The 24,097-nt window shown below is 40.4% G+C and carries 23 protein-coding genes; 18 read left to right on the top strand and 5 right to left on the bottom strand.

The genetic code is table 11. The features are described 5' to 3' along the window. Positions 1 to 76: 76 nt before the first annotated feature. From FXV77_RS08590 to FXV77_RS08575, 4 genes are read left to right on the top strand one after another with little or no spacing between them, the layout of a single operon-like run. Entirely contained in the window at positions 77 to 1,087 is a 1,011-nt protein-coding gene (locus FXV77_RS08590; protein WP_148918809.1) for an NAD(P)H-dependent glycerol-3-phosphate dehydrogenase, read from the top strand. After that, on the top strand, positions 1,088 to 1,990 hold the full coding sequence (gene hemF / locus FXV77_RS08585) for an oxygen-dependent coproporphyrinogen oxidase (RefSeq protein WP_148918808.1): 903 nt from the start codon (positions 1,088 to 1,090) through the stop codon (positions 1,988 to 1,990). 19 nt (positions 1,991 to 2,009) lie between these two features. After that, positions 2,010 to 3,263 (top strand): M16 family metallopeptidase, encoded by a 1,254-nt coding sequence (locus FXV77_RS08580; protein WP_148918807.1) that lies wholly within the window; start codon positions 2,010 to 2,012, stop codon positions 3,261 to 3,263. Continuing rightward, the gene (locus FXV77_RS08575; RefSeq protein WP_148918806.1) at positions 3,253 to 4,533 is read left to right on the top strand and encodes a M16 family metallopeptidase; all 1,281 of its coding nucleotides are present in this window, start codon (positions 3,253 to 3,255) and stop codon (positions 4,531 to 4,533) included. Before FXV77_RS08580 ends, FXV77_RS08575 begins: the two co-directional genes overlap by 11 nt. Before the next feature lie 4 nt (positions 4,534 to 4,537). On the opposite strand, the gene FXV77_RS08570 is transcribed toward FXV77_RS08575, so the two are convergent. The 3 genes from FXV77_RS08570 to FXV77_RS08560 are packed head-to-tail and all read right to left on the bottom strand — an operon-like array spanning position 4,538 to position 7,584. Beyond that, positions 4,538 to 5,176, bottom strand: a complete 639-nt coding sequence (locus tag FXV77_RS08570; RefSeq protein WP_148918805.1) for a hypothetical protein — start codon at positions 5,174 to 5,176, stop codon at positions 4,538 to 4,540. A 51-nt stretch (positions 5,177 to 5,227) separates the two neighbouring features. Next, entirely contained in the window at positions 5,228 to 6,349 is a 1,122-nt protein-coding gene (lpxB, locus tag FXV77_RS08565; RefSeq protein ID WP_148918804.1) for a lipid-A-disaccharide synthase, read from the bottom strand. Positions 6,350 to 6,360: 11 nt separating this feature from the next. Then, complete coding sequence (locus FXV77_RS08560) at positions 6,361 to 7,584, bottom strand: porin (protein ID WP_148918803.1); 1,224 nt, start codon at positions 7,582 to 7,584, stop codon at positions 6,361 to 6,363. A 119-nt stretch (positions 7,585 to 7,703) separates the two neighbouring features. On the opposite strand from FXV77_RS08560, the gene dinB reads away from it, so the two are divergent. From dinB to FXV77_RS08545, 4 genes are all read left to right on the top strand, one after another. Next, a complete protein-coding gene (gene dinB / locus FXV77_RS08555; protein ID WP_394344139.1) occupies positions 7,704 to 8,792 on the top strand; it encodes a DNA polymerase IV in 1,089 nt (362 codons plus the stop codon). A 66-nt stretch (positions 8,793 to 8,858) separates the two neighbouring features. After that, positions 8,859 to 9,083, top strand: a complete 225-nt coding sequence (locus FXV77_RS08550; RefSeq protein WP_148918801.1) for a MerR family transcriptional regulator — start codon at positions 8,859 to 8,861, stop codon at positions 9,081 to 9,083. 247 nt (positions 9,084 to 9,330) lie between these two features. Further along, positions 9,331 to 9,474 carry a hypothetical protein gene (locus FXV77_RS22065; protein WP_187444070.1) on the top strand — a complete coding sequence of 48 codons (144 nt, stop codon included), beginning with the start codon at positions 9,331 to 9,333 and terminating at the stop codon, positions 9,472 to 9,474. A 746-nt stretch (positions 9,475 to 10,220) separates the two neighbouring features. Next, entirely contained in the window at positions 10,221 to 10,769 is a 549-nt protein-coding gene (locus tag FXV77_RS08545) for a helix-turn-helix transcriptional regulator (protein ID WP_148918800.1), read from the top strand. A gap of 45 nt (positions 10,770 to 10,814) precedes the next feature. Here the strand turns inward: FXV77_RS08545 and FXV77_RS08540 are convergent, their stop codons facing one another. Both FXV77_RS08540 and FXV77_RS08535 read right to left on the bottom strand, forming a co-directional pair. Beyond that, complete coding sequence (locus tag FXV77_RS08540) at positions 10,815 to 12,416, bottom strand: helix-turn-helix domain-containing protein (RefSeq protein ID WP_148918799.1); 1,602 nt, start codon at positions 12,414 to 12,416, stop codon at positions 10,815 to 10,817. Between the two features lie 74 nt (positions 12,417 to 12,490). Next, complete coding sequence (locus FXV77_RS08535) at positions 12,491 to 12,673, bottom strand: helix-turn-helix domain-containing protein (RefSeq protein WP_148918798.1); 183 nt, start codon at positions 12,671 to 12,673, stop codon at positions 12,491 to 12,493. 548 nt (positions 12,674 to 13,221) lie between these two features. Here FXV77_RS08535 and FXV77_RS08530 point away from each other — a divergent pair. The 10 genes from FXV77_RS08530 to FXV77_RS08485 all read left to right on the top strand — a co-directional run bounded on the left by FXV77_RS08530 (position 13,222) and on the right by FXV77_RS08485 (position 24,096). Then, positions 13,222 to 13,449 (top strand): hypothetical protein, encoded by a 228-nt coding sequence (locus FXV77_RS08530; protein WP_148918797.1) that lies wholly within the window; start codon positions 13,222 to 13,224, stop codon positions 13,447 to 13,449. 27 nt (positions 13,450 to 13,476) lie between these two features. Continuing rightward, on the top strand, positions 13,477 to 15,198 hold the full coding sequence (locus tag FXV77_RS08525; protein WP_148918796.1) for a hypothetical protein: 1,722 nt from the start codon (positions 13,477 to 13,479) through the stop codon (positions 15,196 to 15,198). A gap of 95 nt (positions 15,199 to 15,293) precedes the next feature. Next, positions 15,294 to 16,514, top strand: a complete 1,221-nt coding sequence (locus FXV77_RS08520; RefSeq protein ID WP_148918795.1) for an OmpA family protein — start codon at positions 15,294 to 15,296, stop codon at positions 16,512 to 16,514. A gap of 100 nt (positions 16,515 to 16,614) precedes the next feature. Further along, a complete protein-coding gene (locus FXV77_RS08515; RefSeq protein WP_148918794.1) occupies positions 16,615 to 17,790 on the top strand; it encodes an MraY family glycosyltransferase in 1,176 nt (391 codons plus the stop codon). Between the two features lie 61 nt (positions 17,791 to 17,851). Then, positions 17,852 to 18,805, top strand: a complete 954-nt coding sequence (locus FXV77_RS08510; RefSeq protein WP_148918793.1) for an NAD-dependent epimerase/dehydratase family protein — start codon at positions 17,852 to 17,854, stop codon at positions 18,803 to 18,805. Next, complete coding sequence (locus FXV77_RS08505; RefSeq protein WP_148918792.1) at positions 18,805 to 20,592, top strand: ABC transporter ATP-binding protein; 1,788 nt, start codon at positions 18,805 to 18,807, stop codon at positions 20,590 to 20,592. Before FXV77_RS08510 ends, FXV77_RS08505 begins: the two co-directional genes overlap by 1 nt. A 10-nt stretch (positions 20,593 to 20,602) precedes the next feature. Next, positions 20,603 to 21,478, top strand: coding sequence for a polysaccharide pyruvyl transferase family protein (locus FXV77_RS08500; RefSeq protein ID WP_187444069.1), 876 nt, complete (start codon positions 20,603 to 20,605; stop codon positions 21,476 to 21,478). Between the two features lie 15 nt (positions 21,479 to 21,493). Continuing rightward, positions 21,494 to 22,057, top strand: coding sequence for a serine O-acetyltransferase (locus FXV77_RS08495; RefSeq protein WP_222867751.1), 564 nt, complete (start codon positions 21,494 to 21,496; stop codon positions 22,055 to 22,057). A 17-nt stretch (positions 22,058 to 22,074) separates the two neighbouring features. Then, positions 22,075 to 22,989, top strand: a complete 915-nt coding sequence (locus FXV77_RS08490) for a polysaccharide pyruvyl transferase family protein (RefSeq protein WP_148918790.1) — start codon at positions 22,075 to 22,077, stop codon at positions 22,987 to 22,989. Positions 22,990 to 22,992: 3 nt separating this feature from the next. Then, positions 22,993 to 24,096 (top strand): glycosyltransferase, encoded by a 1,104-nt coding sequence (locus tag FXV77_RS08485; protein WP_148918789.1) that lies wholly within the window; start codon positions 22,993 to 22,995, stop codon positions 24,094 to 24,096. The last annotated feature ends 1 nt before the right edge of the window (position 24,097 follow it).

Genomic DNA, 24,097 nt, shown 5'->3' with positions numbered 1-24,097 from the left:
ATAAGGTGTGATTTTTTCGTGTTCGGGTAAATAGGTTACAAAAACGTATATTTGTAGCTTTTACAACGAGAAGTTTATGGACGAATCTGTGCAAAAGATTGGCATCGTGGGGAGTGGAAGTTGGGCGACAGCCATGATAAAGATGCTTGGGGATAATGTCGAAAAGAAAGATATTTTATGGTGGATTAGAAAGGAAGAAGATTTAAGTTATATCCAATCTTATGGACATAACCCTAATTATTTGAGTGCGGTAAAGGTTTCTGTAAAACCGGATAATTTATTCCTTGATGCAAAATCGGTTATTCAACAATCGGATATTGTTGTACTAAACACACCGTCTGCTTACTTAAAAGAGGCCTTAAGAGACGTGGAAGTGGGAGATTTCTCCAATAAGATCGTCGTATCGGCTATCAAAGGGATTATTCCAAACGATAATCTCATCGTGGGTGACTATCTGACCCGCATATATCATGTCCCATTGGAAAATATTGTGGTCATTGGAGGTCCCTGCCATGCAGAAGAAGTGTCGTCGGAAAAACTATCTTATTTAACTTTAGCCGGTAAAGATGATGAGACCGTAGAACGTGTGGCGACATTTATACGTGGTCGATATATCAATACGATACTTTCAAAAGATATTTTTGGCGTAGAATACGGAGCGGTGCTTAAGAATATATATGCATTGGCGGCAGGTATATGCCATGGGCTGGGGCTAGGAGATAATTTCATTGCGGTGTTAATTTCCAATGCTATTCAAGAGATGGAAACCTGTTTATCTGCGATAGACCCAGAGGCTGGTCGAGATATCAAGGCATCAGCATATTTAGGCGATCTTTTGGTAACCGCCTACTCGCAATTCAGCAGAAACCGCACTTTCGGTCACATGATAGGGAAGGGATACACGGTGCAATCAGCACAATTGGAGATGAATATGGTAGCAGAAGGTTATTATGCGTCAGCTTGTATCCAAAACATCATTCAACGTTATGAGTTGGATATGCCCATCTGCCACATGGTATATGAAATCTTATATCACCGTCAGCCCGCAAATGCCGAAGTCAAAAAACTAGTAGCAAAATTAACGTAAATGAGTTTAACAAAGGAACGAATAGCAGAAACATACAAAACAATTCAGGACGAAATCACCTCGGGATTGGAAGCTTTGGATGGAAAATCTACGTTTGTAGAAGAATTATGGCAGCGTGAGGGAGGTGGCGGAGGTCGTACCCGTATTATACAAAACGGAGATATATTGGAAAAGGGTGGTGTTAATTTTTCCGCCGTCCATGGTAAATTACCAGACGCTATTAAAAAATCTTTCAAGGTAGAAGAGGAGGATTTTTTTGCCACAGGCGTTTCTATTGTTATCCATCCTAATAATCCGTGGGTACCTATTATCCATATGAATATACGCTACTTCGAACTGGGTGAAAATATTCGTTGGTTTGGAGGCGGAATTGACCTCACACCACATTATGTAATAGACGAAGACGCACGATTTTTTCATCATATGATGAAGAATGTATGTGACAGACATCAACCTTCTTTTTATCCAGAATTTAAAACTTGGGCTGACAACTATTTTTATATCAAACACCGGCAAGAAACACGGGGCGTGGGAGGTGTCTTTTATGACAAACTGACGCCCGAAAAAACTGGATTATCAGATGAACAGCTTTTTAAGTTCTCCTGCGATTTGGGACGGACTTTTGTGCCGACCTATACGGAGTTGGTGAACCGAAATAGACATAAGAAATTCTCCCCAAAGGAGAAAGAATGGCAATTGTTGCGTCGAGGTCGCTATGTAGAATTTAACTTGGTTTATGACGCGGGAACACGTTTCGGACTGGAAACGAATGGTCGTATAGAGTCCATATTGATGAGTTTACCAGCGCAAGCAAATTGGGCGTATGATTTTAAACCAGAAGCAGGTTCTGAAGAAGAAAAGACCCGGTCTTTATTGAAAAAGGGGATAGACTGGGTGGTCTAACCTATAATAGTAATTTTTTATGATTAATTATCAACGATTTACACTTGATAATGGCTTGCGTGTATTGGTACACGAAGACCATACCACAGCGATGGCCTGTGTAAATATATTATATGATGTCGGGGCGCGAGATGAATCTCCTGATAAAACAGGTTTTGCGCATTTGTTTGAACATCTGATGTTTGGAGGTTCTGTCAATATTCCTAACTATGATACACCTTTGCAGGAAGTAGGGGGGGAAAACAATGCGTTTACGAGCAACGACATTACCAATTATTATATTACGCTTCCATCGGCGAATTTGGAAACGGCATTTTGGTTGGAAAGCGACCGCATGTTGAGTTTAGCTTTTAGTGAGCAGAGTTTGGAAGTGCAGCGAAATGTGGTTTGCGAGGAATTTAAACAACGTTATCTCAACCAGCCTTACGGCGATGTTTGGTTACGTTTGCGACCGCTTGCTTACAAAGAACATCCCTATCGTTGGGCCACCATCGGAAAGGAACTTCGACCTATCGAAGAAGCAACCATGGAGGATGTAAAAGCGTTTTTCTTTAAGCATTATGTGCCGAGTAATGCTATTATGGTGGTCGCAGGAGATGTAACATTTGATCAGGTAAAAGCATTAGCAGAAAAGTGGTTTGCGAATATTCCAATGCGCCCTAAACCGGAAAGAAGGCTCCCTCAAGAACCAAAGCAATTAGCTCCGCGACGAGAGGAAGTGTATGCGGATGTGCCAGTAAATAGTATTTATATTGCTTTTCACGGACCAGGACGTATACAGTCGGACTATCCGGTAATGGATTTATTATCCGATATACTATCGCGTGGAAGTTCCTCCCGCTTATATCGGGCTTTGGTGAAGGATCAACCCCTATTCAGTGAGGTGAACGCCTATGTTTGTGGCGCTATCGATCCTAATCTTATTGTCGTCGAGGGGAAACCTTTACCGCATGTGGATATGGCGGAAGCAGAGAAGCTGCTGTGGAACCAACTCGAAATACTCAAATCCGAAATGATGAAAGAAACAGAACTGCAAAAAGTGAAGAATAAGATAGAATCGACGATGGTCTTTGCAGAGCTTTCCATTTTAGATCGGGCGATGAACCTAGCTTTTTTTGAAGCACTTGGTAACGCAGATTTATATAACCAGGAAGTGGATAGATATTTGGTTATAACATCATCTGATATTCAACGGATGGCGCAAGAAATTTTTATTCCAGAGAATTCTTCAACCTTGATTTACTATGCTAAAGAACAAAAACATGCTGAATAGAACCGTAGCACCGCCACATCATGACATACAGGATATTACACTTATCCGACCCGATGAGGTTGTTTTTGGCAATGGTTTAAAGGTTTTCATTTTTAGTGCACCGACGCAGGAATTGGTCAAAGCTGAATTTATTTTTCGGAATATATTTGATGGTTCAGAAAATTCCCTTATCCATACTTGTACCAGCCATATGTTAAAAGAAGGTACGAAAACACGTACGAGTACGCAAATCGCAGAAGAAATCGATTTTTATGGCGCTTACTTAATGCCGGAATATAGCTTTGATCAAACAGCATTAACGCTCTATTCGTTAAACAAGCATCTAAGTGCAGTTTTACCGGTTGTACATGACATCTTGAATAATGCGAGTTTCCCTGAAGCAGAGTTGGAAACCTATATTCGAAATAACAAACAGACCCTTCAAATTTCATTACAAAAAAATGATTATGTGGCACGTCGGCTTTTTTTCAAAAACCTGTTTGGAGGAAGTAGGTACGGTGTAATTCCGACTGAAGAAGCTTACGATAACCTAAAGAGAGAAGATATAGTCGCCTTATATCATAAACAGGTACAGCCACAAAACTGCACGTTAATTTTATCAGGAAATATCACCGGCGAAGTACTAAAGCAGATACAAGAGCTTTTCGATATTCAATGGCAAAACACCGCGGAAGTAAACCGAGTAGTGACTCCTGAATTTCCTGTTTTTGTACCAACAACTGTTGTCGAAGAGCGTCCCGATGCGCTGCAATCGGCGATCCGGCTAGGCATGCCTGCCATCAATCGAGTACATCTTGATTTTCCAGCCGTCCAGTTTGTTAGTACACTTCTTGGAGGGTATTTTGGGTCGCGTTTAATGCAGAACATCCGCGAAGAGAAAGGATTTACGTATAGTATTGGCTCCGCCTTCGCGAGTCTGCAGCATACTGGGCTCTTTACTATTGCAACGGAAGTTGGTGCAGAAAGTACGCAGGCGACACTTGCCGAAATAGAGAAAGAGTTTAACATTTTACGGGAGACACAAGCTTCTGATCAGGAAATGACCTTAGTGAAAAATTATATGTTAGGTTCTATTTTAGGCACGATCGAATCTATCTTTTCACATGCTGATAAGTTCAAAGCGGTTTATTTCTGTGGACTTGACCTGTCTTATTATAAGCGTTATAATGAAATCGTACGAAATATAACCGCTACTGATGTGCAACAGATAGCCAATACGTATTTCGATTACGACAATTTACTGAAGATTGTTGTAGGGAAAATAAACTAGCACATTATTTCGGTTCTATACTTGCTTTTCCCTCTCGCCCCGGCGAGCCCGAATAAACCTGTCCCTGTGGCATGCCACGAAGACCGGGCGCTGATGTGGCTATACGGGAATAGATCTGGTTTAAATCAGAGACAGGATTAATTGCCCTGCCCCCGGCGGACACATCGATATATACGTAGTTTGCTTGCTTTTTATTATCGGTTTGTGGCTTGATGCCGTTCGGATCGTATTTAAAGTTAACCTTCCCACCATCCCCATTGGGGTCGGTCTTCGTTCCATTCATGGCATCTTGACCGCGGGCAACGATATATAACGAGCCCAATTTTTTAAGGTTGATGTCGATATCAAAATCTGAAGCATTGTTTTGACCACCAATACCGCTAATAAATGCTCCTTTCCCTATTTCAGCATGCTTTACAATCAGTTTCACGTCCTTTTTTCCATAAAACTGCAAAGAGGATCTGTCTTTCATAATAAGTGTATCAATGTATATAACAGCGGAAGAATCCCGGCTGTTAAAAGTTTTCTTTTTCTTCTTACCCAATTCTAATCTGGCGATATGTTCCTCTTGCGCATACCCTGTCGATAAGAAAGAAATCCCTATGAATAGGAAGATGATCCTTAATATGTGTGTTCGTTTCATGACTTCTACTATTTACTTATTCTATATTAGAATAATAAAAAGGTAAATAGTTTAGTTTGTTTCGCTGGATGAATATTGCACGATAAGTTTTGCTGCTTTTTCCGATGCTCCGGGAGAACCAAGTTTCTCCGCTAATATGTCATAATTTTCCAGTACGCTCGCCCGGTGTTCTTTATTTGTGATGAGTTCACCTAGTTCGTCGGCAATGGTACGAGTATCACATTCTTCCTGAATAAATTCCCGAACGGATAAAAAGCCGTTGATCAGATTTACCAAGGAAATGAATTCAACTTTCACGAGGCGACGAGCCAAAAATACCGTAAGCTTATTGGCTTTATAAACGACGACCTGTGGTACTTTCAAAATACCTGTTTCCAGTGTGGCGGTACCACTGGTCACCACCGCAGCCTCCGCATGTTTGAGGAGATCATAGGTTTGTTGGAAAACTACCTTTATAGGCAAATCACCAATATAGCGCTGATAGTAATACTCATCAAAATTGGGAGCTCCCGCTATGACGAGCTGATGCGCCGGGAAAAGATAATACAAGTCAACCATGACCGGTAAAAGCTTTTCAATCTCCATTTGTCGACTACCGGGGAGCAACGCGATGATAGGACGTTCGTTGAGTTCGTTGTCTTGCTTAAAAGAGGCATTGAATGTGTGCTGACTTATTGCATCCAGGAGAGGGTTGCCAACATAATCTACAGCATAGTTGTATTTTTTGTAGAAATCGACCTCAAAAGGGAGGATGCAGAACATGTGGTCAACGACTCTTTTGATTTTATGCACCCGGCCTTGATTCCATGCCCAAATTTTAGGGGAAATATAATAACAAACGCGGATACCACGCTTTTTTGCAAATTCTGCAATCTTGAGGTTAAATCCCGGGAAGTCTATTAAGATTAAGGTATCCGGATTTTCTTTTGTAATATCCTCTTTCACCAGCTTTAGGTTCTTTCTGATCTTTCCGAGATTTTTGACAACCTCTACAAACCCCATGAATGCCATTTCCGAAGTATGTATCAAAGGTGTTTGTCCAGATGCCCCAGACATTTGATCTCCACCCACGATGCGGAAATTAGCCTCTGCATCTTCTTTTTTTAAGGCTTTAATCAGATTAGCGCCATGCAGATCTCCCGAAGTTTCTCCAGCAATAAGATAATATTTCATGATTCTCCTTTTTATATCCCTAATTCAATCTGAAAAGTTCCTCCCCAGGCGTTCTTACTGTTATTGTTACCAAAATCTCCGTTTGGCACGGTATAATTTGCGTTGATTTGGAATTTCAGTCGGTGAGCTTTCACATACTTCGTCAATCCCAGCTCAATCACATCCAGTTGATCTTCATAATCCCGCAATTGCTGATGTGGTTTTATATAAGTATAGCGTGTAGCTATTTCATATCCTTTGTTAAGTAGATAGGAAGCCTGTTGATTCACACCCCATCCCTTTTGTGCGTATGTTAATTCATCTTCTGGGCCGTCAATCTGATTAAATTGGTCATCCACGGTATTAAATGGATTGTCCACATCCCGTCGCATATATTCCACCTGATAAGCGAATCCGCTATATTTAAAAATCGCATCAGCAAAAGAGGTCTTGAGGGTGAAAGGATTTTTTACATACCTACCAAGCTGTCCGCCTTCTCTTGTCGTGCGGTCGTTATAGCTATATCCGCCTCCGATAGATAGCTTAGGTGTTTCTTCACGTTCGATGTCGCCTTCAGAATAATCACCATCGTTGGTAAAGTTTCCGAACGGTAAGAATTCTACCCGACCGGTATAGGCAAGACCGTTGTCGGTACCGAGTGCTGCACGACCTTCTCCCGTAGAGATGGCCGCTTTCGCATTGAAAGGCATTTGACCGATTTTTTTACTGAGGTTAAACGAAACTCCAAAATCACGATCTACCGTAAAATTACTATTAACCAAAGATCGGTCGGCAAATTGCAATTGACTAGAAGAGTTGACACGTTGCCGATTTCCAGGTAATTTATTCTGACCGAAAGAAATGTAAAAGTCATCGCTGAAATTGTAGAACACCACGGCGTCACGTACGATATTCGGCACGCCGCTATCGTCAAAATCTTGATCACCGCGGGTAAATGCCAATTGGATGGAGTAGGAGATTTTGGGCGTATAGATATAGCCGTCCATCCGCAAACGTAATCTACGGATTCGAGCATCAAATTTATCATTATCTTCGTTATCCAACACATTATTGAAGCCGAGTCTGTTCTGCATACGAAATCTAAAATTTGTATAGAACAACGAATCTTTGCTCATGTATTGTATACCCTTGAAATTTAAGATAGTCGCCCGATCGTCCCGTTCCTGTGCTTGGCTTTGAAGAGTAAGAAAAAGGCAACCTGCGGTCACCAACATTAATCCAATTTTGATGTTCATGCGTATGGTTATATAAAAGTATCTTTTAACTACGTGTCGCAAAGTGCCAAAGATAATATTTCTTGGTTTTACTTTGCGCTATTCTCATATACGAAAATTCATTTTAATTTTGGAAAGATATGGGAATGAACGATAAGACACGAAAAATAATTCATATTGACATGGATGCTTTTTATGCTTCTGTGGAGCAACGTGATTTTCCGGAATTGCGAGGTAGAGCACTTGCAGTAGGTGGCTCGCCGGATGGTAGAGGTGTGGTGGCTACCGCAAGTTACGAGGCAAGGAGATTTGGAGTACGTTCGGCAATGTCTTCCCGACAAGCTTTGCAGCGTTGTCCGCACCTAGTATTTACGCGGCCTCGATTTGATGTATATCGGGAAGTTTCAAACCAGATACGGGCAATTTTTAAGCGATACACCGATTTGATAGAACCGCTTTCGCTGGACGAAGCTTATCTGGATGTGACAGAAGACAAACAAGGAATAGGATCGGCTATTGATATTGCTAAAGAGATTAAAGCAGCTATTCTTGACGAGCTGGGGTTAACTGCTTCAGCAGGAGTATCTACAAATAAGTTTATTGCCAAAATTGCATCGGATTATCAAAAACCAAATGGGTTAACCTTTATTGGACCTTCCAGAATTATTTCTTTCTTAGAGCAACTTCCTATTGACAAGTTTTTTGGCGTTGGAAAAGTAACGGCTACAAAAATGAAAAGTATGGGGATACATACGGGAAAAGAATTAAAAGAATTTACCGAGAATGAATTGATTCGGAGATTCGGCAAATCCGGTAAGTTTTTTTACCACATGGTGCGGGGAGAGGATAATCGACCCGTAAAATCTAATCGACTAGTCAAATCTATCGGTATAGAAGATACATTTGAAACGGATATTAAAGAGGAGCAAGAAATGCTCAAGGAATTGAAAGTTTTGTGTGAAAAATTAGAAAAAAGATTGGAAGGTAAGGCAAAACAGGGGCGTACCGTTACCTTAAAAATAAAATTTGCCGACTTTACGCAGATAACGAGAAGTAAAACAAGTATGTTTTACCTAAATACTACAGACGATATTTTTCAACAAGTAACCGACCTTTTCGACAAAGTGGAGATGGAAGATAAAAAGGTAAGGCTTTTGGGTGTAACGATCTCTAATTTTTATGATGCTGATTTGGAAAAGTTGAATAATCCCCAGTTGCGGTTGTTTTGAGATATGGTATTTATTTTTTGAATGTATCTTATCAGAAATTTTACTCCCTGATTTTATAACCGGGCTGTGGATATACCGCAAACATGCTCTTCGGCTCTCCAGCCAAGCGAAATAGATACGCTATTGACCCGAAAGGAGGTGATGCGTAAGCTGAACATTAAAGATAGTGCCTACACGCGTTGGGTAGAACGTGGCATCTTGGTGACGCGGATTATGGGAAGACGTCATTTCTATACTGAAGATGATCTGGGAGGTGCTTTCAAGGAAAGCAAGCCCAAAGGAAAGCGTTAATATAATAGGGACTTTGCGCGCTGTACTGGCGCAAGGGGAGGTGTGGGTGAGATCGTGCTTCCGCTTTGTTTTGCCGTGTGCCGACGTCTTGGCGGCGCACAACTTTAGCCATATGTTGGGCAAGGATGCGGTTCTTTTGTATGGGATTACGATACATTTGCTCATCGAAGCAACTAAGTTGACCTTCCTCTTTATCTCCCTGTCCGGAATACGCTTTTTTCACTGTGACGAGACGAACCTTCTGCCCATGATGATGATGTCGACGTATGACGGTAACCGACTTCTGTACACCAAAACGTTGTCGGCATGCGGCAATACGTCCATGTTGGGCAACGGAGTGATCATCCCGCCCATCGACGCGAAAAAGATGGACGTAAGTTTCATCAGGTAGGGCAACGAAACGATTTCGATGGACGACGACGTGATACTTCCACCCATCGCCATCACTTTTCCGTCCGCCGATGTTGCATTTTCGTCCGCCGAAACGATACTTCCGTCCGGGTCAACGTTGGTTTTACCCGTAAAAATTGTTTTTTATTTATCTAAAAAGGAAAGATATATTAATTTTAAGAAATAGTCGTCTGATTAGGTTGTCGCATTTCGGCTACATAAATTCTTCCATTATAAATGTATGAACTAATATCAATAAATATTCTCTAAATTCGCGAAACAGACCATTTCCGGCAGTGGACTCACGTTGAATAACGATAAAACTAATTTTTAGGATATATTATGAATATAAGTTTACTTAAACCGTTTTGGAATTTTGTATCTAATAGGCATGTTGAAGAAGGAATGGATAAATTGTTGGTTGTCAGGCTAAAGCTGATGAATCAATACTTTTTTTTGATGTCTTTTATTTTTGTTATTGACGCAATCAGAAATCTTTCGCTCGGGCATCCAGTTAATTTTTTAGTTTTATTTACTATTGGCTGTTTATTCGTTATACTGCCTTGGTATACGAAGCTATATTTTAACGCTAAGTGTGCAGCCTTCATGTTGATGGGTAGCACTTTGGTCTTATTTTATTTTTGTTCCGTTGCCGGTTTCTATAACGGAATTGCACCGTATTATTTCACAATCCTATTTGCAGTGCTATTTATTTTTAACGAAGACCACAGACTTTATCATATATTTATGTTCCTGTGGATTTTTATATTGTTTTATGTGGTGCAGCTGTTTGATCTCGAGTGGTCTAGTGGCGACTGGAGAAATCAGGTTTGTTTTCATGAAAATCAACAGACGACCCTTCTACAATTTCTATTGTTACTGATGGTTAATGGATATTTTATTATGTTGAAAAACAATGAAATGCAGAAGTTATATCGTCAAGCTTTGCACGCCGTACAGCCATCATATTCGGATATTGGTGTGCCGAGTATCCCAGAATCACCATCATCTGTACAAGAACTGGTTAAATTAGCCCAGGAAGATAATGCAGCCTTCACTGTCGCATTTAGACAGGTTTTTCCTACTTTTTATTCGAGTTTATATCGACAAAAACCCGATATCACGCCGGATGAATTTAAACTGTGTGCTCTTTTAAAGCTGGGGTTTACAACAAAAGATATTGCGAATTATAACCATTTAGCGGTACGCACTGTACAGACAAAAAAAAGCCGTCTTCGCAAATCGTTCGGTGTACCACCTCAAGAAGATCTGTATACCTGGATAGCCCAATTTTAGTAGGTAAAGAGTTAAACTTTTCAATATTCCGAGCTGTTTAAAACGTTAGCGGCTGGTATCCGTCAATGATTTTATAAATTCCGAAGGTGATAAAGAAGTTACTTTTTTGAAGTGTACAGCAAATTTACTTTGTGAAGAAAAACCAGCTTCGTCCGCAAGCACTGCTACTTTCAATCGTCTGTAATAGGGATAGTTTGTTAGTTTCTCTACAACGTATTTAATCCGTAGTTCATTGATATAGTTATAGAAGTCTTTTTTCTTATGCGAGTTGATTACCATAGAAAGGTATTTAGCGTTGGTGTCACAGTATATTGCTAAATAGGAAAGGGATACATTTCTTTTGATATAGAGATGCTTCTTCTCGAATTCTTCTAATCGCATCATAATCTTATCGACTACTTGTTCAGATATTACAACCGGAATGGAGGAGTCCGTTTCATTTTCCTCTTTATTCTCTACGTGGAAAGGAACTTCGATACTCTCTTCATTTCTCCCTTCGGTCTCAATTGGGGAAGAGTGTCGCGGTTGTTCATCTTCATTCGTCACGTTAGTAATTTCTGGGTTTAGTTTAAATTGTGGCAAAACGAAATAGAGTATAATGGGCAATACGATCAAGATTCCCAGGATCAGAAAAACGAGTTTGTTTTTGGACTGCCGTTGCATTTGTTCTCTTTCATATCCCAACATGGTATAAGAATTGTTTAGAAAATCGGCAGAGTTTCGGTAAATGTGTGACAAGATAGAATCCTGCGCTGTTTTAATAGTTAATATTTTACCAAGGTCATTTATACGAACATAATATTTGTAAGCCGTCTCATTAACCTCTTTTTTCAACTGCAAATAGTGTGATTTATCCGCTATACGTTGCGCATTGTCTAGGTATTCCTTTGCTTTCGAAAGATTTTCTTTATTGAGGTATATATTGGCCAATCCATTATAAATCAAAGCGGGTACATGATTTTGAGGCAGATGGGCACTCAAGTCTAGTGCAATCTTGTAGTGCTCTAAAGCGCTATCCTCCTGACCTAAAAGGTAGTAATTAAGTCCCAGTAGCTGTTCATTTTCTGCAGAAAAGATATCCCGATGTTGCTCAATATCGTTAAAATGCCGCTGGGCCTGCTGAATATGTATTATCGCATTTTTATAATGCTTAAGAGCCATTTCGTGATAAGCCATTTCCTGCATAATCAATCCCATCGTTGTATTTGCAATTTGAGGTTCCTTTATTTTTTGGCACATAAATTTAGCTTTTTCAACATATTCTTTCGATGGTGTAAATAGACGTGCTATTCGATATTGCGTTGCTAAAAAGCCATAAATTCGAGTTTTCCAGTTTACATCATCCGTACGGTCGATCATTTTTTCTGCCTTGATGGCGTACTCAATAGATTTTATTATTTCGCCCTTCTGCTGGTATAGTGTTGCTGTCAACATAAGGCTTTTGGCCTGTAGTTGTGGCGTTTCGGAAATTGAATATAGTGAATCGGCGAAGTGAAGGGCCCTCGGGAAATCCTCGTGAGCAGTTTTTAAGTAGGTATGGTTATATAGTTTGTTAAAATCCTCCATGTTTTGTGCGCATACAGCGTCTATAGAAGTTAGTAAGCATAAGATATAGAGAAAGATGAGTTCTGCAGTATTATTCTTCATAGTAGTGTAGTGATATTAAATAATTTTCGGCTGAAATCCAAGAGGTAACGAGAATATAACAAATGTATGCTATGCTACATATCTTGTGGCTGCTCGGTTTGATATCTTTTTAACCAGCGGATAATAGTCTTTTTGCTCAAGATATTATATCGCTCCATGGCTTCTTCCAATAACAGATCGCCATTAATAATAGCTTGGACAACGGAATGTTGTACTGTCTTTGCGTAGCGTATTGCTGTTGGTTCTGTTTCCTTCATGTTATGTATGTGGTCTTTTATTCCATCTATATTCGGTCTTCCTATCCATTTGAATATGTATTCGGTATCGTTGATAAATAAGAACCGGTATTACAGGGGATGTAATACCAGGTTCAATCTACCTATGAAAAATTATACCGAGGTTGGTATGATACAAATACAAAATTCAAGCACAAAGATGCTTTTATCCGTTTTTTTTGCCAAGTAAATGGATACATCATTAATACGATGAAAACTGCGCTGACGGGTGCACTAATGATACTCTTTTGTTTTCTGAAAAATGTAGTTTAATAGCTACCGTTTAGATGGTTTTTTATATTCAACTAGCTGATTATTAGATTGTATGTAATTTTTTTTGTGTTGTTCGTTTTACCGAAAATGTAAAATTAAAAATTATTTCTTTTCGGTATTGGGGGTAGACAAAAGCTTTCTGCAACAGGGCCGTGACACTACTTTTGTAGCGTAATTAAAAGGCTCGGATAAGCCGACTAGTTAATGCATGATCAGTAAAATTAATATTATATAAATCAGCAAAACCAAAGCAACAAATGGAAGAACAAAGAAGTGTGCCTCTATGCAAAGTAGAATTATTGCAGGGTGTTAGCACAGAAAAAAAGGATGTATATATCCCGCCCAAAATGGAATCGATTGTCGTGGAATTGGAAAACAATATTGCAGCTGGGTCTATAACGCTTAAAGAAACCAACGAAGAGGTGCAAGAAAGTTGGCAGGTAGAAGATGATATCATAAAAGACATTGAAATCGATCTTTTTTAATCTAAAGTAAATCCAAAAATGAAGAAAATGAAAATAAATTCTACAACTATAATATGGTGTTTATTCTTGGCGCTATTTGTTACTGCATCATGTAATAATAAAGAGAATGGCGTTTATGGAACTTATGATGGTGTCAAATTGAAGGTCAATCTGACACGCGGAATCGTAACCGATGATTTACTTATTAAAAATAATAACAAGTCTTCTATCTCCGGTTCTAAAGCCTCTGTCTCCAAAGGCTTACAGACCCAAACACAAGTTGTTTCACTGGGTGATGATCTCAATATTGTTGCCGAGTTCATCCCTGAAACCGAATCTCCGCAGATTCGCGCAAGGCAATCAGCCGCTGGGGGATTAAAAGCAGCTGCTACCGAAGTTAAAACTTCTTTGGAAATAGGTACGCAATACCGTTTGTTGCTTTTCAAAAATGGTTTATTGGAATATCAGCAAGATTATACTGTGCAAGGAACACCACATACGTTTACAGAAATCGACCTAGGTTATAATGGTGCTGGTGGTGCAGGAACAGGTCTGAATTTAGGAACTGGAGCGTATACGCTCATTGCCTATTCTGCAGGTACAGACGCTATTCCTGATTTAGAAGGCGCTACACTAGATGATTTTCAGGTTACCATTACCGAAGATCATGACAAATTCATGCATTTCGCGCAACCTTTACAGATTGATTCTGGAGAAAATACGGTAGATGTTGTTCTGGTAAATAAACTAACTGAAATAACGACGGTTATCGACGGAACAAATCTTGGTGCCAACTCCGTCAAAGAAATATTTCAGCCTCGTTTCGAGTCAGCTACGCATAGTACGGACGCGAATAACCGCGCTACGGTAAAGTTATCAGACGGATCTATGACCTATCCGGGAACGGCGGTAGATAAGGCAATCGATTTCCCTACAATCCCAACAGCTGGCGTTACAGTGGCTACAAGCTCGCCGACCGTGTTGGTGCATGATGCGACATCGACAGCTAGCTTCCGTATTCCCTATGTTACCGTACAAGGTATGACCCCTGATGGATTGAGCGATCTGGTCCGTAAAGAGGTCGTTTTCAATGATATCGTGATTACTCCTGGGGTTAAATATGAGCTACGTCTGCGACTGAATAGAGGAAGATGTATGATTGATGTCGAAAAAGAATATTTTGAAATGGATATGGCTGATCCCAACTCATATGATGAACGAGCCAATAATGCAATTTCAAAAATATTTGAGTTCTCCCCCACAGCAAATGGCGGGGTAGTATTAGATATTATGTATTTAGATAACTCCTTTAACATGGTCATTAACGGTCAACCATTAGCAAACGATGAAATTGATTTTCAGATTAACGGCGATGCACGCCAGACGGCAAGATTTACCGATGGGACCTATCATGAAGATGGTAATATTACGGATGTATGGAATATGTATGGTACGGAAGAGGCGCCGATTATTCGTTTGATTATCAGTCCGGAGGGTAATGTGACAATGGAGGGATGCAAAACAGCCGGAAGTCAAGCAAACCCGGGAGGCGGACCACTATTTCCGATGGAATTATATGGCACTGTAGGTGGCGATGATGGAGATGGGGTAACACCGGTAGCCTTTAATACCGTAACCTGGCATGCTGATGGCGTCACGCCAAATGTAGTTAGGGTTTCGCAAAATATTGTGGGTGATACCGAAATTAAAGCATTTGTTGGGGGTAAACAGATAGTAGATTGCAATACCGGCTTACCTGTAACCCTGTAATTAAAGGATGAAAATAAAAGGGAGCGTTTCAAACGCGCTTCCCTTCTGTAGAGAATAACAATTATTAATTAACAAAATCAAAGACATCATAATAAATGAAGAACTTTATTATTTTTTCTCTTTTCGCTTTAGGTGGAGCAGCTACTGTAAATGCACAGTCACTACCGGTAAAGCGTGATACAACGGTTACGGTATCAAGCGATCGTTATAAAGTAGTGACCAACCGTTTCGGCGATAACGTTTTTTTCGGTGTCGGCGCAGGCGCGCAGATTTTTTTCGGTGACCACGATAAACAAGCAAAACTAGATGAGCGTCTTACGCCACATTTTTCAGCTTATTTAGGAAAGTGGTTTAGTCCTGGATTTGGTGCCCGTGTCGGCGGTAGCATTGGGAAAATCAAAGGACTTACCCAAAACGGAAACGGGTCAGCCCCTGCGCACTCTACCGGAGAACGTTACGAGGGAAAACCTTGGGATGGCTACTGGTTGGAGCATCAGGAATTTAATTCATTTCACGTCTATGGCGATGCGTTGTTCAATCTAACCAATCTCTTTTCGGGTTATAAAGAACGTTTTTATAATATTAGTCCGTATGCAGGTGTAGGCTATATGGTCACCGAAGATGAACCAAAACAATGGGAAGTAAGTATGAATATCGGTATCTATAATACCTTTCGCCTGGCTAAACCATTGCATTTGATCCTGGATATCCGCGGAGCGATGGTCAACGACCGTTTTGACGGTGAAAAAGGACATCGTCGTCAGGACGGATCGCTAACAGCTTCGCTCGGACTTGCATATAGATTCAACAAACGCGATTGGGATAAACCAGCAACGATTCTTGTAGAGACCAGCTACGATGAATCCTTGTTAAATGAGTTACGGGACCGTGTAAGAAAATTAGCTGATGACAACGATGCGTTGAAACGTCAGCTGGCGGATGCTAAAGGCGAAGTGATTACGGAAGTGAAGTTTCAAGACAGAATACTGGCTGCGCCGATTCTCGTGACTTTCAAGATAGACACTTGGGAAGTGCGTAACGAAGCACGTGTAAACCTCGGATTTTTTGCCGAAACAATCAAGAAAGGCAGCCCCGATGTGGTGTATACCATTACCGGATATGCGGATAAAGGTACGGGTTCCGTTGCGCGCAATGAGTTGTTGAGCCGTAACCGTGCAGCAGCCATTAAGAAAGTGTTAGTGGAAGAGTTTGGTATTGATCCGGCACGCTTGCGTACCGAATACAAAGGTGGCGTTGAAAACATGTATTATAACGACCCACGCGTAAGCCGTGCTGTTATCGTAATCGGTGAGTAAGATTGTTTCCATAGCATTATGCTCACTTTCTGTGCCTCGTTGGAACACGGGAAGTGATGCATACTGCGATAATGCACATTCATTCTGAATAAATTCAAACATGTATAACGTATTGATTGTTGGTTGTTTTATGGTTGCCATGCTGTTAAGTAGGGGGATGCTCCCTGTCATCATGCTGGTGACCTACAAAAAACGGCTTTTCGATCCGGTAAATGAACGCAAAGTACACCAGAATATCATTCCCCGCTTGGGTGGAGTTGCTTTTGCTCCTATACAGTGTTTTTTGTTTATCGTAGCATTGGTTTTTGTCATCAAAATAGCCAATATGGATATGCAGGTGGAGTCCTGGGCACTTCTGCCCAGTTTCATGATGTTGTTATGTGGTCTAGGATTACTTTTTATGGTCGGTATTGCCGATGACCTGATTGGTGTAAGTTATAAATGGAAATTTGTTGTTCAGCTTCTTGCTGCTAGTTTTTTTCCACTTTCCGGGTTGTGGATTAACGATTTATACGGATTGGGACTTGCTGTTTCGCTCTCTCCATGGGTAGGGATGCCCTTAACCGTTTTTATGGTTGTCCTGATTGTCAATGCCATCAATCTTATTGATGGACTGGACGGACTTTGTTCAGGCGTGGTGAGTATGGGTTGCTTGATATTAGGATCGCTGTTTATGTATTATCAGGCTTGGTGGCATGCCCTGTTTGCATTTATCACGGTAGGTATGCTGATTCCTTTTTTCTACTTCAATGTGTTCGGTGCCACAGGTCGGAGACGACGCATTTTTATGGGTGATACAGGGAGTATGACCTTAGGGTATTCGATGGCGTTTCTGGGAATTAGTTTCGCGATGAACAACGCCTATATTAAGCCTTTTTCTGAGGGTGCTATCGTGGTGGCATTTTCAACGCTTATTATCCCAGTTCTGGATGTGGCGCGTGTTATGTTTGTGCGCTGGCGTGCAGGCAAACCGGTCTTTAAACCAGATCGTAACCACTTACATCATAAATTCCTGCGTATGGGAATGTCTCACCGGTCGGCGATGCTGTCCATATTAGGATTAGTATTGTTTTTTTTCCTATTTAATGTCCTTATGGTGGAATTGATCAGCAATAACATTGTCATCCTCTGTGATGTGGGCTTATGGCTAAGTATTCATTACGTATTCGATAAGATAGAGCAGAAGTACGTCCAAAAGCAAGAGGTGGTGAAGCCTATACAAACCCTATCGAAACGAGATATAAAAGGAACGATTAAAGAAGGGTTAGCACACTAGGAGCGAATGCAATGATCTTCTATGAGCTCTTTGAGATTTTTCCATACAAAATAAAATCTAAATGAAAATAATCCTCATTGGTGGTTCCGGATTTGTCGGTACCCGGTTAATAGATAATTTACTCGAGATTCCCGATGTGGAAGTATTGAATATCGATAAAAATAATAGTGAAAAATATCCGGAATTGACACGTATCGGAAATGTAATGGACTGGCAGACGTTAGCCTATCATTCCAAAGAAGGAGATGTAGTGGTACTTTTGGCGGCCGAACACCGTGATGATGTGAGCCCTGTTTCGCTCTATTATGATATCAATGTGGAAGGTATGCGAAACACATTGAAAGCAATGGATGCCAACGGTATAAAACGTCTGGTTTTTACCAGTTCAGTAGCAGTATACGGATTGGATAAAGATAATCCAAATGAGACATCTACTATCGACCCGTTCAATCACTATGGCAAGAGTAAGTGGCAGGCCGAACAGGTTTTGCACGTTTGGCATAGAAGCCATCCCGATTGGGATATCAAAATTGTACGGCCAACTGTCATTTTTGGTGAGGGCAACCGAGGCAATGTGTATAATTTGTTGAAACAGATTGCCGGTGGTCGATTTATGATGATTGGAAAGGGAAATAATAAGAAATCCATGTCATACATTGGGAATATCGTGGCGTTTATCTGGTTTTTAATAACACGGGAGAAAACCGGATATGAGGTATACAACTACGTGGATAAACCGGATTTTACGACAAAGGATCTGGTGCATCATACAGGACACATTTTAGGAAAGAAAATCCCGACCATTCGTATACCATACTGGCTGGGGATATTGGGTGGTTACGGGTTTGATAGTTTGGCATTCATCACCCGTAAAAAATGGAACATCAGTTCGGTTCGGGTAAAGAAATTTTGTGCGGTAACGCAGTTTTCTTCCAGTAAAGCTATGGCTTCGGGTTTTGTTCCGCCTTATACGATGGAGCAGGGATTGCGACGAATGTTAGAAAGGGAGTTCTAGTGAAACAATTTTTAAAGAACCGGTTTAGTGCACTGTATTTTTTCTATCAATATCTCGGATATCGAATAGTATTGCTATTGGTATTCAGTTTTTTACTGGTATTGATGGATAGTTTGGGACTTACGCTTTTTATCCCTTTACTGCAAGTGGCGGATCAGGGTACTGCAGGAGTCACGAGCGGCGATAGCAGCATGCAGTTTGTACACGATTTCTTTAGCACATTACATATAGATGTAACAGTCATCAATGTACTGGTGATGATTGTTGTTCTTTTTATTTTAAAGGGAGTATTCTTTTTTTATACAACCAAATACGTGGGGGTAACAAAAATCATTTTTTCTAAGATACTGCGAGAGCGTTTGGGGCTCGGATTGCGGGATTTAAGCTATAAGGAATTTGTGTCAACGGACGTCGGACGGTTGCAAAACTCCTTAACGGGGGAAGTCGAGCGCGTAATTGATGCCTGTGGACAATATTTGGACACCATTAAGAATGTCTTGTTTGTAGTCAGTTACCTGGGATTTGCATTCTTTCTGAATTGGAAATTTTCTATTTTGGTAGCAATAGGCGGGGGGCTTTCTAATTTTCTCTACAAAGCATTTTACACACGCACACAAGACCTTTCACGTCGTATTACGCAAAATAACCATAAATATGGTGGCATCGTTATTGAAATTGTCAATCATTTTAAATACCTAAAAGCTACAGGAAGGAATTACTTTCTTTTTGATCGCCTACATCAAGAATTGACAAAATTAGTCCGGAATAACATTTCGGTGGTTACCATTGGGGCTAGATTGGGTGCCATGCGGGAACCGCTGACCATCATTGTTATTGCAGCTGTAATTGCTATTCATGTGCTCGCTTTCAAATCGCCAATTTCTGGTGTGATGGTTATTCTGTTATTTTTTTATCGGGCCATGCAAAAGGTCATTGATTTACAGATGAACTGGAATAATTATTTGGCGAGGACCGGCACGGTAGAAAATATCATCAGTTATCAAAAGTATCTGGATGAGAATAGAGAGACATTTCCTGGTCAAAATCAGATGGAACAAATAGCGTCCATTGAATTGCAAAATGTCTCTTTAAGTTATGACGACTTCAAGGTACTAAAACAAATAAACCTGAAGATTAGGAAAAATGAATCTGTGGCTTTTGTCGGAGAATCCGGATCGGGGAAGACCTCGTTGATCAATGTGATCTGTACCTTGATACCGATGTCCGAAGGTATGTTCTTCGTAAACGGGCAGCACATATCTTCCTATTCTAACCAACAGTATAAGCAAAAAATTGGCTATATCAGTCAGGAGGCAACGATTTTCAATGCTAGCGTATATGAGAATATTACGTTTTGGGACGAAAGAACAGAAACTAATTTAACCAAATTCCAACGGGTTGTGGATATGTGTAGTCTTCGTACTTTTTTAACAGAACTACCCGAAAAGGAGAATACCTTATTGGGAAATAACGGCGTAAATATATCCGGGGGGCAAAAGCAACGTATCTCGATTGCTAGAGAGCTTTATCGTGACGTAGAATTGCTCATTATGGATGAAGCAACATCGGCTCTCGATTCCGAAACGGAGTATGAAATAAAGGAAAGTATAGAGTCCCTACAAGGAAAAGTAACGATTATCTCCATTGCGCATAGGTTATCGACCATTCGGCATGCAGATAAGATTTTTTTAATGGAGAAAGGACAAATTGTAGCAGAGGGGACCTTTAACAAGCTACAGGTTGTTTCTCCTTATTTTAAGAAATTGACAGAATTGCAGGGGATGTAAATAAATGTGCGTGAAAAAGGTAAATCTAATATATTGGGACAAAGATAATTTTGGTGATGCTTTAAATCCTTTTCTGATCGCGGAATTATCAGGTATGCCCGTTCAACATAAGGACATCGAATTATCCTTGAAAGATAGGCTGTCACTTCTTGTCAAGAGTATATTGACTTTCAGATTCTCCTACTGTAAACGGATTATATTTCCCTGGCAAACCACAATTGTTGCTATTGGGTCTACTATCCATTGGGCACACAAAAAGTCCATCATATGGGGTGCAGGTTTTATGAATCAGGGCAACCGTTATAGAGGAGGAGAAGTGGTTGCAGTTAGGGGTAAACTTACGGATGCCAAATTAGAAAGTCAAGGAATAAAAACCTGTGGTGTGTATGGAGATGCGGCCTTGTTACTGCCGCTTTGGTTGCCGGGAAAAAGCCAAGAAAAAAAATATGAATTAGGCATTGTTCCGCATTGGAGCGAAGTCGATTCTTTTAAAAGAGCCTACGACGATCGATACTTTATTATCGATCTCCGGACGAGGAATATCCCTAAAATAGTTGAAGAGATCAATCAATGTAAGTATATTCTGTCCACGTCTTTGCATGGAATCATCGTTGCGCATGCGTACGGAATACCTGCCCTTTGGATTAAGGGAGGCTATATCGAAACAGATGGATTTAAGTTTCATGATTATTTTTCATCGGTTGATATACCCTTATATGATGGATTTGAACATATAGCTGAAGTGCTCCAATCTTATGATAAATGGCTAACCTTATTTGAAGAAAATACGGATAAATCATCGATTAACAATGAGCTGTTTGAAATACAGAAAGGTTTGCTTCGCGTGGCACCTTTTCCGTTGAACCCCAAATATATATTGGAATAAATTTATGAATACGACATGCCTATGATACCCGATTTGCCAAAAAGTTATAGTTCGTATATTCAAACAGACGGATATTACTTTCCATCCGTTTGGACTTCGACCTATTGGATAGAATGGTTTCTAAAATCAGAGCAATATTATATCAGAACATATATCAAATATCTCCGGAGTGAGGAATATTACACATTGGTTAAGCCTGTTAAGCTGTTGAAATACTATTACCAGCGGAAGAAAAACATACTAGGAAGTAGATTGGGCTTTTTTGTCCATGCCAGAAACTTTGGAACGGGATTAAAAATATATCATTATGGCTCTGTTATCGTACATCCCAAAGCTAAAATCGGGAAAAATTGTACGATACATGGCAATTGCTGCATAGGTAGTAAAGGAGGTTTCCCAGATTTACCACCCCAAATTGGAGATAATGTAGATATAGGACAAGATGCTCAAATATTGGGTGATATCATTGTAGCAGATGGTGTAAAGATTGGAGCAGGAGCTATTGTTACCAGATCTATTGTGGAGCCTAATGTCACGGTGGTAGGAATTCCGGCACGTGTGATGAACTCAAAGTTATAGAAACAAGTTACAGGGATATGTTGCATAAAATTAAAGATTTACTAAAACCACTTGTAGAAAAATATAGGGTCAACAAGCAGCTTCGTTCATTTGCCGATCCCATATTTGTAGACGGTTTTCCGGAGAGCAGAAATTTTGGCGACGCATTGAATGTTACTTTAGTAAAATATCTGTCCGGAAAAGATGTATTCCCTTCCCGGTTTTTGAAACAAACATCCCAAAAGCATACTACTTCGTATGCTGTTATTGGTAGCGTATGTCAATGGTCGCGTCCGCAGACGATTGTCTGGGGTGCAGGGTTTATCGGAGATAAATTTAAAACAGAAGATTTTGTCAAACCAAGCCAGGTATTAGCCGTTAGAGGACCTTTGTCAAGAGCGGTTTATCAAGCAAATGGTATAGACTGTCCGGTATGTTACGGAGATCCGGCACTATTGCTGCCCTTGATTTATAATCCGATAATAGAGCCTGTTTATGAATACGGAATTATTCCACATTATGTCGATTGGGATGCTAAGTGGGTTGACCAATACAGATCGGAAAAAAATATGTTGGTTATCAATATTATGATCGGTGATAACCACGAGCTTTTTGTAAAACAGCTAAAATCTTGTCGAAAAATTGTAACCAGTTCCTTACATGGATTGATATTGGCGCAGGCTTACGGTATACCGGTCTGTGCTGTCAAACTTTCGGATAGCGTGGCAGGCGGAGAATTTAAGTTTGCAGACTATTTGTTGTCTGTTGGTAGAGAGCCTAAAGAAAGAATAAACCTTTTTGAACAAGAGGTTCCGATAGGAGATCTGTCTTATGATAGCGAACCTATTCACATAGACCTGACTCCGCTGATAGGCTTATGCCCGTTTATACAGCAGGATCAACGAGCATATCTGTTGTCAAAAAGCAGGAGTTATTACCGGATAGAAAACTAAGATATGGCACAGGTGGAGAATATAAAGGTATTGCATGTGATAACCAGAGCCGATATAGGCGGTATCAGTAGCTTGTTATATAATTACTATACCAATATGCTGCACGGTAATGTTGTTTTTCATGTAGTAGCTATTGAAACCTCCTATACACAACGGTATCAACAGATTTTTGAGGATTTAGGTATGCATGTTTTTTTGATGCCAGAGAAGATTACGAGGCGTTTACGGTATTTGAAAAGATTAATTCGACAGGAGAGATATGATGTCGTACATGCGCATGTAGAACTCGTATCCGCTGTTTATCTAGCTACTGCAATGCTCGCCGGAACCAGAGTACGCGTATCGCATACCCACCTCGCCGTGGATAATACGGGTTTAAAGAATAAAATCTTACAGATGTTGCTTAATAGGGTGGCGACACATCGGGTGGGGTGTAGCAAAAGGGCTATCGCGAAACTTTTTGGTTCGAAATACGTGCCGCGTGCTACAGTTGTATATAACGCTATCGATCCTCACGAATACGTATTCGATCCCTTAATTCGGCAAACCATTAGGCAAGAATTACAAATCCACGAGAAATATGTGGTTGGCTTTGTTGGAAGGCTGACGGCGCTAAAGAATATCCCTTATTTGTTAGAAGTTTTTAAAGCATTAAAGCATAAGAAAAAAGATGTTGTCTTGCTGCTTGTAGGTGAAGGGGAAATGCAAGGTATACTAAAGACTAAAATAGAAGAAATCGGATTATCACCTGATGTCAAGTTTTTGGGTGCCAGAATAGATGTAAACCAGCTGTTGATGGCAATGGACGTGCTATTGTTTCCGTCTTTTAGTGAAGGGTTCGGGTTGGTGATGGTAGAGGCACAAGCAACCGCGTTGAAGTGTATAGCATCCTTAGACGGGGTTTCCAAGGAAACAAGCATTTCAAACTATAGCTATTACGAAGCGATTGAAAAACCGGCAGAGGTTTGGGCAGACTTGATTTTAGATAAATGTGTGGACTATGAACGAGTCAATATGGAACAAGAAGTTGCTAAACATCATTTTGATGTCCGTATAGAGGCAAATAAACTTATTGATTTTTACAATAGAGCTGTTCAAGGAAGTTGAA

Source organism: Sphingobacterium phlebotomi (assembly GCF_008180195.1).
Taxonomy (GTDB): Bacteria; Bacteroidota; Bacteroidia; order Sphingobacteriales; family Sphingobacteriaceae; genus Sphingobacterium; species Sphingobacterium phlebotomi.
The sequence above is the reverse complement of the archived record's forward strand: the minus strand, read 5'-3'. Positions and strand labels throughout refer to the sequence as shown.